Raw genomic sequence first — 327 nt, 5'->3', positions numbered from 1 at the left:
ACAACGGACCGTCGCAGTCGACAGCACAGTCGCGTCGGTACCTCTCCTCACCGACGGCTTCGAGCCGTTTGCCGCGACGCTCTGAGTACGTTCATCGCATCATGCTTGATGGATTCAACCAGGTGACGCTCACTGTCTACGAGGTCCGAGACGGCACCAGCGACGATTTCGAGGATGCTCTTGCGAGCTTCTGGTCGGCACTTCACCTCCTAAGCTTCATCGCACCGCAAACCCCGAGGCTATTTCGCTCGGTTAGCCCGCCCCTCCGATATCTCGAGATCACAAAGTGGACTGCCGCCATGCGCGATGCGATTCATCAGCATCCGG

General features: G+C 59.0%; 1 protein-coding gene. It reads left to right on the top strand.

What is annotated here, in order from left to right:
* Positions 1-101: 101 nt before the first annotated feature.
* The coding region (locus tag SB658_RS22730; protein WP_410602497.1) for a hypothetical protein at positions 102-327 on the top strand (226 nt) is incomplete at its 3' end.

Source organism: Bacillus sp. SIMBA_008, assembly GCF_046535495.1.
Classification (GTDB): Bacteria; Bacillota; Bacilli; order Bacillales; family Bacillaceae; genus Bacillus; species Bacillus subtilis.
The sequence above is the reverse complement of the archived record's forward strand: the minus strand, read 5'-3'. Positions and strand labels throughout refer to the sequence as shown.